At 59.0% G+C, this 16,588-nt stretch carries 13 protein-coding genes; 5 read left to right on the top strand and 8 right to left on the bottom strand.

Annotation, left to right across the window (positions count from 1 at the left end; all coding sequences use genetic code 11):
- Positions 1–9: 9 nt before the first annotated feature.
- The 3 genes from ACQZ48_RS15915 to ACQZ48_RS15905 are packed head-to-tail and all read left to right on the top strand — an operon-like array spanning position 10 to position 3,732.
- The gene (locus ACQZ48_RS15915; protein WP_448729015.1) at positions 10–1,197 is read left to right on the top strand and encodes an efflux RND transporter periplasmic adaptor subunit; all 1,188 of its coding nucleotides are present in this window, start codon (positions 10–12) and stop codon (positions 1,195–1,197) included.
- On the top strand, positions 1,194–3,143 hold the full coding sequence (locus ACQZ48_RS15910; RefSeq protein WP_077983180.1) for a MacB family efflux pump subunit: 1,950 nt from the start codon (positions 1,194–1,196) through the stop codon (positions 3,141–3,143). The genes ACQZ48_RS15915 and ACQZ48_RS15910 overlap by 4 nt, the downstream gene beginning before the upstream one ends.
- Before the next feature lie 46 nt (positions 3,144–3,189).
- Positions 3,190–3,732, top strand: a complete 543-nt coding sequence (locus tag ACQZ48_RS15905) for a GNAT family N-acetyltransferase (protein ID WP_448729014.1) — start codon at positions 3,190–3,192, stop codon at positions 3,730–3,732.
- Between the two features lie 107 nt (positions 3,733–3,839).
- Here the strand turns inward: ACQZ48_RS15905 and ACQZ48_RS15900 are convergent, their stop codons facing one another.
- The 4 genes from ACQZ48_RS15900 to ACQZ48_RS15885 form a co-directional block, all read right to left on the bottom strand.
- Positions 3,840–4,418 carry a cytochrome b gene (locus ACQZ48_RS15900; protein ID WP_077983178.1) on the bottom strand — a complete coding sequence of 193 codons (579 nt, stop codon included), beginning with the start codon at positions 4,416–4,418 and terminating at the stop codon, positions 3,840–3,842.
- A 64-nt stretch (positions 4,419–4,482) separates the two neighbouring features.
- A complete protein-coding gene (locus tag ACQZ48_RS15895) occupies positions 4,483–6,021 on the bottom strand; it encodes an MFS transporter (RefSeq protein ID WP_448729013.1) in 1,539 nt (512 codons plus the stop codon).
- Between the two features lie 147 nt (positions 6,022–6,168).
- A complete protein-coding gene (locus tag ACQZ48_RS15890) occupies positions 6,169–7,233 on the bottom strand; it encodes an ATP-binding protein (RefSeq protein WP_448729012.1) in 1,065 nt (354 codons plus the stop codon).
- Positions 7,230–7,919, bottom strand: coding sequence for a response regulator (locus tag ACQZ48_RS15885; RefSeq protein ID WP_443387989.1), 690 nt, complete (start codon positions 7,917–7,919; stop codon positions 7,230–7,232). The genes ACQZ48_RS15890 and ACQZ48_RS15885 overlap by 4 nt, the downstream gene beginning before the upstream one ends.
- A 165-nt stretch (positions 7,920–8,084) precedes the next feature.
- Here ACQZ48_RS15885 and ACQZ48_RS15880 point away from each other — a divergent pair, with 165 nt between their 5' ends.
- Together ACQZ48_RS15880 and ACQZ48_RS15875 are read left to right on the top strand one after the other, a co-directional pair.
- Positions 8,085–9,251: an efflux RND transporter periplasmic adaptor subunit gene (locus ACQZ48_RS15880; RefSeq protein WP_448729011.1), complete on the top strand. Its 1,167-nt coding sequence runs from the start codon at positions 8,085–8,087 to the stop codon at positions 9,249–9,251.
- Between the two features lie 14 nt (positions 9,252–9,265).
- The gene (locus tag ACQZ48_RS15875) at positions 9,266–12,346 is read left to right on the top strand and encodes a multidrug efflux RND transporter permease subunit (RefSeq protein WP_448729010.1); all 3,081 of its coding nucleotides are present in this window, start codon (positions 9,266–9,268) and stop codon (positions 12,344–12,346) included.
- A gap of 379 nt (positions 12,347–12,725) precedes the next feature.
- Here ACQZ48_RS15875 and ACQZ48_RS15870 read toward each other — a convergent pair whose 3' ends face one another.
- The 4 genes from ACQZ48_RS15870 to ACQZ48_RS15855 all read right to left on the bottom strand — a co-directional run bounded on the left by ACQZ48_RS15870 (position 12,726) and on the right by ACQZ48_RS15855 (position 16,563).
- Positions 12,726–13,907: a M20 aminoacylase family protein gene (locus tag ACQZ48_RS15870; RefSeq protein WP_374636885.1), complete on the bottom strand. Its 1,182-nt coding sequence runs from the start codon at positions 13,905–13,907 to the stop codon at positions 12,726–12,728.
- 69 nt (positions 13,908–13,976) lie between these two features.
- Positions 13,977–14,753: an amino acid ABC transporter ATP-binding protein gene (locus ACQZ48_RS15865; RefSeq protein ID WP_448729032.1), complete on the bottom strand. Its 777-nt coding sequence runs from the start codon at positions 14,751–14,753 to the stop codon at positions 13,977–13,979.
- The gene (locus tag ACQZ48_RS15860) at positions 14,753–15,676 is read right to left on the bottom strand and encodes an amino acid ABC transporter permease (protein ID WP_137411816.1); all 924 of its coding nucleotides are present in this window, start codon (positions 15,674–15,676) and stop codon (positions 14,753–14,755) included. The genes ACQZ48_RS15865 and ACQZ48_RS15860 overlap by 1 nt, the downstream gene beginning before the upstream one ends.
- Positions 15,673–16,563, bottom strand: coding sequence for an ABC transporter substrate-binding protein (locus tag ACQZ48_RS15855; RefSeq protein ID WP_149148381.1), 891 nt, complete (start codon positions 16,561–16,563; stop codon positions 15,673–15,675). The genes ACQZ48_RS15860 and ACQZ48_RS15855 overlap by 4 nt, the downstream gene beginning before the upstream one ends.
- Positions 16,564–16,588 lie beyond the last annotated feature (25 nt).

Raw genomic sequence — 16,588 nt, 5'->3', positions numbered from 1 at the left:
CAGACGACAATGAAACGCAAAATCGCCAGAAAGAATCGTCTCATCATCGGCTCCGTCATCGCGGTTCTGGCGATCGGCGGGGCCTCGGCGCGGACGGTTTTTTCCGGGACGGATGATCAGGGCGAGATCGTTATGCCGGTTGTTCAGGGAACCGTCGAAGAAGCGGTTGTCGCCAGCGCCGTCCTTGAGCCTGCCCGATTGGTCAATGTCGGAGCACAGGTGTCCGGGCAGCTGAAAAACCTGCATGTCGAACTCGGGCAGAAGGTGAAGCAGGGCGATTTGATCGGCGAAGTCGATTCTACACCGCAGGCAAACGGTCTGCGGATCGCCAATGCCGCCCTTGCGAACCTGAAGGCACAGCGGCGTGCGCGGGACATAAAGCGGCATCAGGCTGAAATTGCTTATAACAGGCAGAAAACGCTCAACAGCGCGAACATTGTGTCCACCGCCAACCGGGAAACGGCTGAAGCGGCGTTTCGTGCCTTGCAGGCCGAAGTCGAGGCGCTCGACGCGCAAATCCTTCAGGCTTCGGTCGAAGTTGAGAATGCCGAGGTCAATCTCGGCTATACGAAAGTGCGCGCTCCGATCGACGGCACGGTTGTCGCCGTCGTCACCAAGGCAGGCCAAACGTTGAACGCCGTTCAGGCCGCACCGACAATCGTTTCTCTGGCGCAACTGGACACGATGCGTGTGAAAGTTCAGGTTTCGGAAACCGATATTGGGCGGGTCCGGGTTGGGCAAAACGTCCGTTTTACGATCATGGGTTATCCCGACAGCCCGATCTCGGCGAAACTTGAGCAGATCGAACCGGCGCCCACGACAATCGCAGCGGATTCCACAACCGGCACGTCAGGCGCGGTTCAGGGTGTGCAGGCGGTATATTATAACGGCCTGTTCAAAACCCCCAATGCGGATGGCCGCCTCAGGCCCATGATGACCGCGTCCGTCAGAATTATCGTCGGCAAGGCAGAGAACGTCCCTCTCGTGCCCTGGTCGGCCCTCACCCATCGCGATGAGGACGGCCGCTATCATGTGCGGGTGCGTGAGGCTTCCGGCGTTGCGGTCGAGAAGCTCGTGACCGTTGGGCTGACGGATAAAATCAACAGTCAGATCATCGACGGGCTTTCCGTTGGCGATAAGGTCATCATACCCGCTGAAGGTGAAACGTCGACCAACACAGATATGGTGACGATGTGACCCCTCTTATCCACATCGACAATGTCTACCGCTCGTTTGTAGCCGGAGGCGAAAAAATCACCGCTCTGAACGGTGTCAGCCTTACGATCGAAGCGGGCGAGCTTGTCGCGATCGTTGGCGCCAGCGGTTCGGGCAAATCCACGCTCATGAATATCCTCGGATGTCTTGATCAGCCCACTGAGGGGGAGTATCTGATCGACGGCAAAAGTGTTTCAGGGCTGACTGCCGATGAGCTTGCGGCGTTGCGACGGGAACATTTCGGTTTCATCTTCCAGCGTTATCATCTGCTCGGTCCGCTCAAAGCCGTCGAGAACGTGGCAATGCCTGCCGTTTATGCCGGTTTGGATCCGGCTGCCCGTCATCGCCGGGCGAAGGCACTGCTGGATCGTCTTGGACTTGGCGAGCGTCTCGATCATCGCCCGGGGCAGCTTTCCGGAGGCCAGCAGCAGCGTGTCTCGATTGCCCGCGCCTTGATGAATGGTGGCGAAATCATTCTTGCAGACGAGCCCACCGGCGCACTTGACAGTAAAAGCGGCGAGAACGTTCTTGAGATCCTCAAGGAGCTGCACGGTGAAGGGCACACTGTCATCATGGTCACGCATGATATGCAGGTGGCGGCCAACGCCGATCGTATCATCGAAATCCGTGACGGCAGGATCGTTTCCGACCGAAGAACAAGGGATGTCCCGGAGGCAAGCATCTCGCTGCCACCCCGTGACGAAACACCGGTCGGCCGGTTTTCCGCCTTCCGGCAGCGCCTGTCCTATGCGGGTCCTATGGCGCTTCGCTCCATGGCAGCTCACCGCATCCGCACGTTCCTGACGATGCTCGGTATCATCATCGGCATCGCTGCCGTCGTTTGTGTTGTGGGTCTGGGGGAAGGATCGCGTCAGAAGGTTCTGGCTCAGATGAGCGAACTTGGGGCCAGCACGCTCTCCATCTATCCCGGGCGTGATTGGGGCGACGAGCGTGCGGCGAATATCACGTCTCTTGTCATTGCCGATGCCGAAGCGCTCTCTGCGCAATCCTACGTGCGCGGTGTGACGCCGCTCATCTACGTTTCGGCGCGCGCACGCTCAGACCATGCGTCTCTGACCACAAACATCAACGGCGTCGGGCACGACTATTTCACCATTAACGGCATGAAGCTGATAGCGGGCAGGGGCTTCGCCTCCGGGACGCCATCGAGGCTCGGCCAGCAGGCCATTCTGGATGACAGGACAGCAGCTGCACTGTTCCCTAATAAGCGGGTTCCGCTTGGGCGCACCATCATGATCGACCGCATGCCGGCGACGGTGGTGGGCGTTGTCCAACGGCCGAGAAGCGCTGCGGGCGACAGAACATTGCAGATCTATGTTCCCCATTCCAGCGTTGCGGGCAGGGTGTCTGGAACTGCCAGCAGCCTCGGCGGATTGACCGTGCGTGTGGCAGATGGCGTCGATACAGCGGCCGCAGAACGCGCGATCGTCAACCTTGTTACCCGGCGGCATGGGACAAAGGACTTCTATGTTTTCAACAGTGATCAGATGCGAAAGGCGCTTGAGAAGACTTCCGGCACGATGACCCTTTTGATTTCGTCGGTTGCCGTTATTTCGCTGATCGTGGGCGGCATCGGCGTCATGAACATCATGCTCGTGTCCGTCACGGAGAGGACGCGCGAAATCGGGCTCCGAATGGCCGTGGGCGCAAGACGCCTCGACATTCTGTTACAATTTCTCATCGAGGCGGTCTTGATTTGCCTGGCGGGCTCGGTCGTGGGCATAGCCCTCGCGTTTACGATCGCGGCAATCATCGGCGATCAACAGGGTGAGATGCCGATGATCATCTCCATGCAGGCGGCGCTCGGATCCTGCGTCGTCGCTTTTCTGATTGGCCTCACCTTCGGCTTCCTGCCCGCCAGCAATGCGGCGCGGCTCGATCCGGTGGACGCTTTGTCGAGAGAGTAAGTGGCAATATCATGGATTGTGCCATCCAAGCGAAAGAGAGAGTTCAATGAGCAGACACGGAAATTCCGTCGATGTGACGCTGGATATAGCGCAGGAGGCGGGTTTACCCGATTTCAAGAAGGCCTTGCAGCGCGCCTTCATGCTCGCCGTTGTGGAGGAAATGGGGGCGACGGTCGAGACGATCCCGGCTGACGAGGACATTGAAGGCGCATTTCAGGCTCCGGGCTCTGTCGCGCTTCGCGTTCTCGCCGACGGGATGTGGGTGGGAGGTGCGGTCGTTACGATAGACGACAAGACGCACGAGAATGAGCTCGCCTTTTTTTATGTGGAGCCGGATGAGCATGGCCGTGGCGTCGGCCAGAAAGCGTGGAAAGAGATAGAGCGGCGGTATCCTGAAACCCGCTTATGGACGACGCACACGCCCTATTTCGAAAAGCGCAACATTCACTTCTACGTCAACAAGTGCGGGTTCAAGATCGTCGAATATTACAATTCGCGGCATCCTGACCCGCACGATACGCAGGACGCTGATCCCAATGACAGTGGCATGTTCAGATTCGAGAAAAACATGGCCTGTGCAAAACGCTAATCCTTCCCTGCGATCTTGTCGGTGAAATGGGCCAATAATCCACCTCACCGGTGATTGCCGACGCCGTCTGACCAGCGTCTCGTCTTGTGATCGGCTCCCGACCCGCATCAAACCATGCGGGAAAGGACGTCGGTCGGACCGCCCTTGTCCATCAGCCGGTGTTTCAGCGCTCCCAGCACGTGAACTCCGATCAGCACCAGAATGGCGTAGGCGCCGTACCTGTGCAGCGTCTGGAAGACAATAAAGGCATTGTCGTTCTTGGGAAGCAGTTCCGGCAGATGCGGAATGAAGAAAAATGGGACACCATCACTCTGCGAAAAACTGCTGGAGAGCGAATAGCCGAGCAGCGGAACAAGGAGTGTGAGGAGAATGAGAAGCTTGTGAACTGCATGCGAGAGGATTCTCTCCCAAGGCGCGAGCGCCGAGGGCGCTGGCGGCATGCTCGTTGCGTAACGCGAGCGAAGCGCAAGGTGGACAAGTGCAAGCAGCCAGACGAGAATGCCGAACTGCTTGTGGTTGGGATAGAAGATCGAGGCGATCACCATATCGCTTTCCGGCAGGCGCGTCATATACCAGCCCGATACGATGAGCCCGATGATCAGGGCGGCTCTTACCCAGTGAAGACAGCGGATCGGAAGCGGGTATTTAACGGCCTTGGGATTGTCGGTGTCGATGGCTGACTTCACGATGGTTTCCTTGATGGGAATAGTTATCTCGCCAGATTGGCGCTGGCGAATGAGAAAGAGGGGCTCAGTGGCCCGCCTTGACGTTTTTGAGGGCAAGGAATACGGCTGCCGAAAGCAGGCCGATCAGCGTGCCCGCCGCGGTCAACAGAACCGCATGCGCCTGCGAAAAGGCACTCTTGCCGGCGGTTACCAGTGCCGCAGCGACGTTTTCGGGCAGTTTGCCTGCCAGTACGTAGGTATCTCCGATCGAATGGCGTGCAGCATCTGCGAGTTCTGCCGGAACGCCTGCCGGGAGAACCAGTGCACCCATATAGATTGCCGACAGCGCCACGCCGAAGAAGGTGATCCCGAGGCCGGCGCCAAGCTCGTAGCCGGTTGCCTCGAGCGAACCGGCGGCACCGGCTTTCTCAGCCTCCACGGCTCCCATGATGGCGATCGATGAAGCCGTGAGGCCGATGCTGAGCGATAGTCCAAGCAGCATCAGACATGCCGGTACGATAAGGCCGGGGTCATGAAAATCCATTCGCGCCAGCCAAAGAAGGCACAGAGAGGCAATCAGCAGGGACGCGCTTGCGACCGAGCGAAGGCCGAGCCGGTTCGACAGGAAACCGGCGAAAGGGCCGCCAACAGCGGCAGCAATCATGATGGGCAGCATGAAGAGGCCCGCCTGCAGCGGCGTCTTGTCGAGAACAAACTGCATCTCCTGGGCAAGGGTCAGTTCGACACCCGCCAGCGCCCCCGACGTGACGATCGCCATCGCCACACCCGTCACGATCGCGGGGCGGGAAAAGAGGGCTATGTCAAGCATTGGCTGCGCGACCGAAAGCTGGGAGCGAATGAAAATCGTCAGAGCCGTTGCGCCGACGAGAAGAGCGAGCACGACGATCACAAACGGCTGCTTGCCACCGAAACCGGTTTTGACGGCATAGACCAGTCCGATGAGACCGACGATCAGCAACAGAGCCTGGCTTATCTGCCACTTGCCGGGAGAAACCATTTCGTTTTTCGGCAGGATGAAAGCAATGATCGGCATGATGACGAGCACGACGGGAATATTGATCAGGAAGACCGATCCCCACCAGAAATGCTCGAGAAGCGCGCCGCCCACCAGTGGGCCGACGGCGGCGCCGGCGGCACCGACCGTGCCCCAGCGACCGAGCGCCATCGCGCGTTCGCCCGGGTCTTCGAACGTGCGCCTGATAATGCCGAGAACGCAAGGCATGATCATCGACGCGCCGAAGGCAAGCAGGACACGCCCGGCGATCAACATCCAGGGCGTCAGCGAAAATGCAGCCACGAGGGAGGCGATGCCAAAAACGAACAGGCCGGTCAGCAGCATTTTTCTATGACCTATCCTGTCGGCAAGGGTTCCCATCGGCACGAGCAATCCGGCCATCAGGAGAGAATAGATGTCTATGATCCAGAGCACCTGCGTGGTTGAGGCTTGCAGTGCCAGCGTCAGCGACGGCACGGCGATGTGAAGGATCGTCATGTCGATCACAACGGGCGTAAATGCCAGCATGACCGCAATGAGAATGAACCACCGACGCGCGTGCAGCGCGGAGGGTGGCGTGACGTTATTCGGGTCGACAGACACCGTCATTGTTTTCACCATTAGAAGTCTTGATCGCGCAAGGCTGATCCCGGCTGAAGCCGCGGCCTGTACCGTATTGGCAGCCCTTTGTCGTTCCATGGAGGCATTGTGGAGAAAGCGTGGAGACGACGTCCTTCGGTCACGCGGTGACCGTGGTCAGAAGACCGGCCGGGCGAGCGAAATTTCGAACATCGCGCCGCCTTTGGCGGATGGCGCATACCGAATCTTGCCGCCATGGGCCTCCACAATCGCGCGCACCACGGACAGACCAAGCCCGTTGCCGGCCTTTTCATGAAGGCTGGTCCTGGCGCCTCTTCTGAAGGGTTCAAAGGCCCAGGGCGCGATATCGTCACCGAGACCAGGGCCTTCATCGATAACGCGCAGGCGCGTGACGCGGTCTTCGACGCCAAGCGTCACATCGATAGCGCCGCGCACGGCGTGACGACGCGCATTCGTCACGAGGGCAAGAAGCACCTGCCGAATCCGCATAGAATCCGCCTGAACCACGACATCGGCGAGGCTGAGTCGAAGTTCGAAACCCTCCTCCCGCAGTTCCTGTTCCAGCAGGTTACCAAGCTGTTCGATTTCCTGCTTCAGCCGCACCGGCTCGATGCGCAGGTCAAGGTGGCCGCTGTCCGCCAGCGTCACAGTGCGCAGATCCTCGACAAGCCGCGCCAGCGAATCCACTTGCATCACGAGGGCATGAAGCGAGGTTTCGTCAGGTTCGAACACGCCGTCTATCATCCCTCGAAGACGGCCCTTCAGGATCGTGAGCGGGGTGCGCAACTCGTGGGCGATTGTGGCGTTCCAGAGTTTCATATCGGCCGCCATGTCCTCGAGACGCTGCGCCATGGCGTTAAAATCCTGGACGAGATGGGCGGTTTCCCCAAGCGACTGGTCCCCCGGCAGAGCGCGCGCGGAGAGATCGCCGTCCTTGATGCGTCGTGCGCTTTGGGCAAGTGATTCAAGCGGCTGTAGAATACGCCGGGTCAATCGGACCGATGCGATAGCGGCGACGATGAGGGCTATGAAGATGAGAATGGAGAGGATGATGAAGTCGACGCCTGTTAGCCAACTCTCCTCGTATTGCGACCATGGCGAAAAGTAAAAAATGATGCCGAAGGCGATATAGGTGCCGAAAAAGACCACCAGACAGACAACCACGGTCATCGATGACATGGCCAGCAATATCTGCCGGCTGAGGCCTTTCTTCAGCATCATGGCTCGACCGCCAGACGGTAGCCGACGCCACGAATGCTGGCGAGCATTCCCTCTCCGCCGGCCTGATCGAGCTTTTTGCGCAATTTGCTGAGATGGCTGTCGATGGTGCGGTCGAGTGCATCGGAACCGGGAAGGCAGGCGTCGACCAGCTCCCCCCGGGTGAAAACCTTGGTCGGCGTTCGCGCCAGATGTGTTAGCAGGCGGAACTCTGTCAAGGTGAGCGACAGTCGGATAGTTTCGCCGTCTTTGTCGATCTTTGCCTGATAGCTGTCGAGATCGATGGTTAGATTGCCGACCCGGACGACGGCACCCGCTTGGGCGAGCCCGGCGCGTCTGAGGACTGCCTTTGCCCGCGCCACCACCTCGATTGGGTTGAACGGTTTGACGATGTAGTCGTCGGCTCCGATGCGCAGCCCCTGAAGGCGGTCGACATCCTCGTCGAGCGCGGTAACCATGATGACGGGGGTATGGCCGCGCCTTTGTATCTCGGCCAGAACCGCCCATCCGTCCAGCCGCGGCATGGTGACGTCAGCCAGAACAATATCGGGTTTGAGTGAGCGGTGGAGTTCAAGGGCCACCTTGCCGTCGCGGGCATGCGCCGTGCGGAAACCCTCGCGGACAAAATAAGCCTCGAGTATGCCGGCAATTTCCATGTCGTCTTCAGCGATCAAGACCAGTTCAGCCATCGTCTTCACACTCCTTGACACCTCCATGCCACCGAATGTCGGCGCCGTCGAGTGAGAGACTGCGGCCTCCACGAAACCTCAACAATTCCTACACATAGCCACCACCCTCAGATCATAGAGGGTCGCCATCAAAGAGATTTTTCAAGAATTCAATGGTGGACATACATGCAACGCGGATCACGCTTCTGGAAACTCGGCGCATTGTGCCTGCCGATCATTCTTCTGTGTTCATGCAGCGACAGCGGGCAGGGCGAAGGCAGCGCCTCCGAAGTAGCGGCGCCTGCACGCGTCAGTGTCATGACGGTAAAGCCGGAAACGGTGACGGTGTATGACGAGCTGCCAGGCAGGGTTTCGGCCTATCGCACTGCGGAAATCCGCGCCCAGGTGGGCGGCATCATCCAGAAGAAGCTCTTCACCGAAGGCGCGTTCGTCAAAGCCGACACGCCCCTCTTCGAGATCGACCCTGCACCGTTCTCCGCCGATGTGGATGCGGCAGCCGCCGTGCTTGCGCGCACAGAGGCAGAACTTCTCAATGCCCAGGTCAAATATGAACGGGCGAAATCCCTGTCGTCGCGCGAGATCACCAGCACCGAGTCCTTCAACAATGCAACGGCGGCTTTGGCGCAGGCAAAGGCAAATGTGGCGGAGGCCAGGGCCATTCTGGCTCGGCGAAAGCTGGAGCTTTCCTATGCCACCTTACGCAGTCCCATCGGCGGCGTCATTGGCCAGTCGTTCATGAGCGAAGGCGGGCTTGCCTCGGCCTCTGCAACGACACCGCTTGCCGTCATTCAGCAGATCGATCAGGTCTATGTGGACGTTCGCCAATCCGCTATGAGCCTTGAAGCGCTGCGCGACACGGCTGCAGAGGCGGGATCGCAAAATCCGGACGAACTGCCGGTCAAGATCGCGACGATTGCCGGTAAACCCTTTGCCCATGACGGAAAGATCCTGTTTTCGGATATTTCCGTCGATAGCGCCACGGGAAGCCTTGGTATTCGCATCCTCGTCAGCAACCCGGAGGAGCAGTTGCTTCCGGGCATGTATATCCGCGCCATGGTGCCTCGCGCCATCTACAGCGACGCAATTCGCGTGCCGCAGGAAGCCATTACCCGCGATCCAGCCGGTCGGCCTCAGATCGTCGTCATCGGACAAGACAAGACCGGTGTGCGACGAACCGTGGAGTTGGGGCCGATAACGGACGGTCAATACATCGTCACATCAGGACTTGCCGCCGGAGAAACGGTCGTCGTCCTGGGGCAGGATCGCGTCGAAAACGCACAGCCGCTTGAGACAGTACCCTTTTCCCTCGCCGCGCCAGAGACAAAAAGCTAAGGAGCGGACATATCATGCCGCAGTTTTTCATTAACAGGCCGGTTTTCGCCTGGGTTATCGCCATTTTGATCGTGATTGCCGGGGTCATTTCCATCCCCCAGCTCCCCGTTTCGCGCTTTCCCGTCATCGCCCCGCCCAGCGTTTCGATCTATGCCACCTATACCGGCGCGACGCCGAAGACGATCAATGACAGCGTTACCAGCCTGATCGAGCGCGAACTTTCGAGCGCCAAGAATGTCCTTTATTTCGACTCGTCGGCCGACTCCTCCGGTTCCGCCAACATCACGGTCACCTTCAAGCCCGGCACCAATCCCGAGCTTGCCCAGGTGGATGTGCAGAACAGGCTGAAGGCTGTGGAGCCGCGCCTGCCGGAACAGGTTCGCCGCGCGGGTTTGACCGTTGAATCTGCATCGTCCGGCTTCCTGATGATCGTTTCGCTAAAGTCGAAAGACGGGTCGCTCGACGCGCTTGCCCTTGACGATTATCTCGTGCGCAATATCGCGCCCGAGCTCAAGCGCATCGGTGGCGTCGGCCGTGTGCAGTCGTTCGGTTCGGAAGCGGCGATGCGCATCTGGCTTGATCCGGTCCGCCTTGTCGCCCATTCCATCTCGATGGCTGAGGCGACCCAAGCGATCCAACAGCAGAATGTTCCGGTCGCCCCTGGACGCCTCGGTGAATCTCCAGCTGTGCCGGGCCAGAAGGTCACCGTGCCGCTGAATGTGAACGGCCAGTTGCAGACCCCAGAACAATTCGCACAGATCATCCTCCGCTCCAATGCCGATGGTTCCAGGTTGACATTGGGGGACGTTGCGACAATCGAAGTTGGATCCCAGAGCTCAAGCTTCTCCATCCTCGACGGCGGCAAACCCGCAACGGCGGCCGCCATTCAGATGACGCCGGGCGCCAACGCGGTAAGCACGTCCAACGGCGTGCGTGAGCGTCTGGCGGAGCTTTCAACGACCATGCCGGAGGGAATGGAATATGCCATTTCCTATGACACGGCGCCGTTCGTTAAGGTTTCCATCCAAAAGGTGGTTCAGACGCTCGCCGAAGCCATGGTCCTGGTTTTCCTGATCATGCTGCTGTTCCTGCAAAACCTGCGTTACACGCTCATCCCCGCCATCGTCGCGCCTATCGCCCTTCTCGGTACATTCGCGGTCATGCTGGCGATCGGTTATTCGATCAACGCGCTGACGATGTTCGGCATGGTTCTCGCAATCGGCATCATTGTCGACGACGCCATCGTCGTCGTAGAAAATGTCGAGCGTCTGATGGCAACGGAAGGGCTTTCGCCCCTTGAAGCGACCCGCAAAGCGATGACGGAAATATCCGGCGCCGTCATCGGCATCACGCTTGTTCTGACGGCGGTTTTCCTACCGATGGGCATGGCTTCCGGTTCGGTTGGGGCAATCTACCGGCAGTTTACCGTGTCGATGGCCGTTTCGATTCTGTTCTCGGCCTTCCTTGCGCTCAGCCTCACGCCCGCGCTGTGCGCAACGTTGCTGAAGCCGATCAGTCCCGATCACCATCAGAGAAAGGGATTCTTCGGCTGGTTCAACCGTGCTTTTGAACGCCTGACCGAGCGGTACGCCGGCTGGGTCGCCATCCTCCTGCGCAAGACCGGACGGACCATGGTGGTCTACCTCGCGATCATCGGCGCGGTCGCCTATGGGTATGCGACTGTGTCAACGGCCTTTGTGCCGGACGAAGATCAGGGCTCGTTCATGACATCCTTCACCCTGCCGGCGGATGCCACGGCGGAACGGACGCGCGCTGTCGTCGATCTGTTCGAAGAACACGTCAAGACCCGGTCGGATATTGCCAATAATTTGACGATTACGGGTTTCGGCTTTTCGGGCTCGGGACCAAACACCGCCATGTCCTTCACAACGCTCAAGGAGTGGGGCGAACGCAAGACAACCGTCGATGAAGAAGTAAATGCCGCGACGGTCGCGATGGCTACGGCAGAGGAGGGACAGGTTTTCAGCCTCAAGCCACCGGCAATCGATGAACTCGGCACGACATCGGGTTTTGCGTTGAGGTTGCAGGACCGTGCCAACCACGGGGCAGAGGCGCTTGCCAAGGCTGTCGCCCAGCTCACGCAGCTTGCGGCTGAGAGCAGGCTCGTTCGCGATGTACGCATGGATGGACTTCCCCGTGGTCCAAGCGTCACCTTGAACGTCGACCGGCAGAAAGCAAGCGCGCTCGGCGTGCCCTATTCAACCATCGCCGATACGCTGAGCGGCGCGGTCGGCTCGACCTACGTCAATGATTTCCCACGCGATGGACGCCTGCAGCAGGTGATCGTGCAGGCAAAGGCCTCAAGCCGGATGCAGGTGGATGACGTTCTCAACCTCCACGTCCGCAACGATGCCGGCAAGATGGTCCGTCTCTCGGAAATCGTCACACCCGAATGGTCAACAATGCCGCTGCAATTCACCCGCTATAACGGTTATCCATCCAGCAGCATTTCTGGCTCCGCCGCACCAGGCGTCTCCAGCGGCAAGGCGATGCAGGAAATGGAGCGGCTCGCCGCGAAATTACCGAAAGGCTTTGCGGTTGAGTGGACCGGTCAATCGTTGCAGGAACGCCAGTCCGGTGCGCAGGCGCCGATTTTGATGGCCTTTTCATTCCTCATCGTTTTCCTGGTGCTCGCCGCGCTTTACGAAAGTTGGACCGTTCCGCTCTCCGTCATGATGGTCGTGCCGCTTGGCATCCTTGGGGCCGTCATCGCGGTTCATCTGCGCGGGTTGGAAAACGACGTGTTCTTCAAAGTCGGCCTCATCACACTCATCGGTCTGTCGGCAAAAAATGCGGTGCTGATCGTGGAGTTTGCGCGAAAGAGGCAGCAGGATGGACAATCCCTCAAGGACGCCGTCATCGAAGCCTCCCGACTTCGACTGCGGCCCATCGTCATGACCTCGCTCGCCTTTACGCTCGGCATCGTTCCGCTCGTTATCGCCAGGGGCGCAAGTTCCGAAACACAAAATGCGATCGGAACGGGTCTTTTCGGCGGGATGATTTCCGCAACCGTCCTTGCCGTTTTGTTCGTCCCTGTGTTTTACGTCATCGTGGCGTCGGTGAGACGACCCTGAAAAGAGGAGTTATGAGGGTGCGCAGGCGCCCTCATAATGACCTGGACGGAATCCATCGCCGGACGAACCCTTTGTGTTATATCCTTTCAACCAGCGTCTCCTTGTTTGAGGAACAAGTGTAGGGCAACGGTTGAGTCATACCCAGCCGCTTGGCACGCCCGCAAGTCTGGCCTTCGAACCCGAACTCAGTAAAAAACTGACGGCGCCGCGAACGATTTCCTGTTCCGTCCGGTGCAAGCCTTCTCTTGGCACCTTTTCTCCAATCCCCCGTGGTTTTAGCGCACCGGCCTCCAGGATCCATATCGCTCCAGACCATGCCAATCAGGGCGCTCCGCGAACAGGCGGGGTTGAGTGGTGGCGTGGGCTCGCCAAATGCAGATCACTGTTGCAGAAATCGCTCGGCCAAGCGCGCCCATAGGGCTGCTCCGACCGTGAGAGTTTCGTCGGCGAAGTCATATTTGGCGCTGTGCAGCATGGCGGAATTCATGCCGTTGCCAAGGCGCAGAAAGCTCCCGGGCTTCTTTTCGAGGAAATAGGAGAAGTCCTCGCTGCCGGGAATGAGCGGGCAGGTGGTGACCTTGTCGCTTCCAATCAGTTCCTCCGCCACGCACCGCGCAAAGGCGGTTTCGGCTTCCGAATTGGCAACGACTGGATAGCCGTGCTCATACTCGATATCGATGGCGGCGTCATAGGCTTCCCCCATGGACTGCGCGAGCTTGGTGATGCGACGCTCCAGCAGATCGCGCACCTTGGGTTCGAAGCAGCGCACGCTGAGCGCCAGTTTCGCATATTCCGGAATGACGTTGACCGCCTCTCCCGCATGGATGGTACCGACGGTGACTACCGCCGTCTGGGTGGGGTCGATGTTGCGCGAAACGACGGTCTGGAGTGCAACGACGAGGTTACAGGCCACGACGATCGGATCGACCGTCAGATGTGGGCGGGACGCGTGGCCGCCCTTGCCCCTGACCGTGATCTTAACCGTGTCGGAAGACGCCATCATCGGTCCGGAGCGCGTCAAAATTGTGCCTTCCGGTGCGCCGGGATGATTGTGCAGACCGAAAATCGCGTCGATGGGGAAGCGCTCGAAAAGGCCGTCCTCAATCATTTTCTGCGCGCCGGAGGGGTTGCCGTTTTCTTCTGCGGGCTGGAAGATCAGGGTCACGGTGCCATCGAAGCGGCGCGTGCGTGCCAGATATTCGGCAGCGCCGAGCAGAACGGTCGTATGGCCATCATGGCCGCAGGCGTGCATCTTGCCGGGGGTCTTGCTGGCATAGGCAAGCCCGGTCTCTTCCATGATCGGCAGTGCATCCATATCGGCGCGAATGCCGATGCTCTTGCTACCGCTGCCGTTTTTCAGGCGGGCGACGACGCCGTGACCGCCGACATTGCGGGTCACCTCAAAGCCCCAGGCTTCGAGTTTCTCCGCCACATAGCGAGCGGTTTCTACCTCTTCCAGTGAAAGCTCGGGATTGGCGTGCAGATATTGGCGCGTGGCCTTGAGTTCCGCCTCCATGGGCTCGAAATCGGAAACGCGGGCATATTGGTTGTCGTTTAGCATGGGTCCACCAGGGTCTTGAAAAGGACGCCAGCCGTTAAATGGCGTCAGGTTGGGGAGAAAACGTCTCGCTTACAGAAAGCGGGAGAGGAAAGCCTGTGTTCGCGGATGTCGCGGGTTGCCGATAACGTCCTCCGGCTTGCCCATCTCGACGATATTGCCGCCATCCATAAAGATGACCCGATCTGCCGCTTCTTTCGCAAAACCGATCTCGTGCGTCACGACGATCATGGTCAGGCCCTGGCTTGCAAGGTCGCGCATCGTGGCGAGAACTTCGCCGACGAGTTCCGGGTCGAGCGCGGAAGTCGGTTCATCGAACAGCATGAGCTTCGGTTTGATTGCCAGAGCTCGTGCAATCGCCACACGCTGCTGCTGCCCGCCGGAAAGCTGGCGCGGATAGCTGGATGCTTTTTCTGACAAGCCAACCCGTTCCAGCAGGCGTATGGCGTTTTGGGTTGCATTCTTGCGGCTTTCGCCATGGACGCCCACCGGCGCTTCGATGATGTTCTGCAGCACCGTCATATGCGGATAGAGATTGAACTGCTGGAACACCATGCCGATCTTGCGACGCTGGCGTGCGATGCTGTTGGAGGAGAGCTTCTCCAGCCGGTCGTTCTTCACCCGATAGCCGATCTGTTCACCATCGACGGCAATCGATCCCTTTTGGATTGTCTCCAGGTTGTTGATACAACGAAGGAAGGTGGATTTGCCTGAGCCGGACGGCCCGAGGATGACCACAACTTCGCCTGGCATCACGTCCAGATCGATACCCTTCAGAACCTCCAGATGATCGAATGACTTGTGGACGTTGCGGGCCTGCACGAGAGGCTTCTGGTCTGTAGCTGAGATCAATGACTAGCCTCCTCTTCCCGTGCTGGCTTTGTAACGCCGGTATTGCGGCGGTCGCTACGACCGTAATAGGCCTCTATATAGTTCTGACCCACATTGAGGACAGATGTGATCAGCAGATACCAGATTACTGCCACGAGAAGCATCGGGATGATCTCGAAGGTCCGGTTGTAGATGGACTGAACCGAGTAAAGAAGATCGGCCATGGCAATGACGCTGACAAGCGATGTTGCCTTGATCATGCTGATCAGCTGGTTGCCGGTGGGCGGAACGATGGAACGCATGGCCTGAGGGATGATGATGCGCCAGAGTGCGCGTGCCTTGGTCATGCCGAAGGCTTCTGCCGTTTCCGCCTGCCCGCGATCGACTGAAAGAAGACCACCGCGAATGATTTCCGCCATATAGGCCGCTTCATTGAGGGCCAGACCAACGATTGCAGCGGTCATTGGCGTAATTACGGAATTGGTGTCCCAGCTTGCAAGTGTCGGCCCGAAGGGGATCGAGATGGAGAGCTGCGGAAAGAGGGTGGACATATTGTACCAGAAGATCAGCTGGACGAGCAGCGGCGTGCCGCGGAAGAACCAGATGAAGAGCGAAGCGAAAGAGTTCGCCAGACCGTCTTTCGACATTCTGGCAATCGCGATGATGAGGCCGAGAATGATGCCAAGGATCATGGCGATGACGGTTAGCCCGAGGCTGACATAGAGACCGCTGATGACGGTCGGATCGAAGAAATATTGAGCGACGACGGGCCAGCCGAAGTTCTCGTTGTTGGCGACGATCCAGCCGAAATTGGCGACGACGAGGACGATGACGACCCACAGCACAAGTCTTCCCGTACGAAACGGGGTATGGGCTGTCGCCACATCCCGCAGATCAGCGCCACCCGAAAGCGGCACTTTCATTTCAACAGAGCTCGTCATTTTGGCAACTGGCCCCCGAGATTGATGCCGGGCTGCGTGAGGATGTTATTCTCAAGACCCCACTTCTTCATGATGGCCGCATAGGTCCCGTTGTCCATCAGCACCTTGATGGCATCGAGAAGAACCGGGCCGAGTTCAGAGCCCTTGGGAACGACAGCGCCCTGATAGAGGTCATCGAAACCGTTCTTCTGTCCGACGCCCGTCAGTTCCAGCTGGCCATTGGCCTGGGATACGAAATATGTCAACGGCGCCTGAGAGGAGAAGAAGGCGTCGGCGCGCTTGGAGCGAACCGCCAGAATGGAGCTTGGCTGGTCGGTGTAGGACTGAACCTCGATCGCGGCCTTGCCATCGGTCTTGCATTTTTCCGCCTGGGCCTGGATCACGCGCTCAGCCGAGCCGCCAGCCATGACGGCGATGCGCTGGCCGCAGGATGTGTCGAGCGAGACGATGTCCTTGGGATTGCCCTTCTGAACAGCGAAGACGACGAATTCCTGTACCCAGTCGACGAAGTCATTCGCTTCTTCGCGGCTCTTGAAATCGCCGACAGGACCAAATGCAAACTGGTACCGCCCGGAATTGACGCCTGCCAGAAGCGCTGGCAGGCCGCCGACGGTTGCATGCTCGATCTTGATGCCGAGCAGCTCGCCCAGCGCATCGGTCAGGTCGGCGCTTGCGCCTTCCATCTTGGTGCCGGTTACGATCTCATAGGGAGGAAAGGATCCATTGTTGACGGAGACCATCTTTCCTTCGGAGCGGATTTTTTCCGGAAGCCGGGCGCGAAGTTCCTCGTTCACGCTCTGCTTTGGAGCGGGCGCCGTCTCGGCAAGAGCCGGTCCAGCGAGAATGAGCCCGGCAAGGGCGACGGAAGCAATGAATTTCGTTTGCATTTTGGTATTCCCCTTCTTGTTTGCA

This window comes from Agrobacterium sp. 22-209-1 (assembly GCF_053522485.1).
Note: the sequence above shows the minus strand (reverse complement) of the source record. Positions and strands in the feature narration are given on the sequence as shown.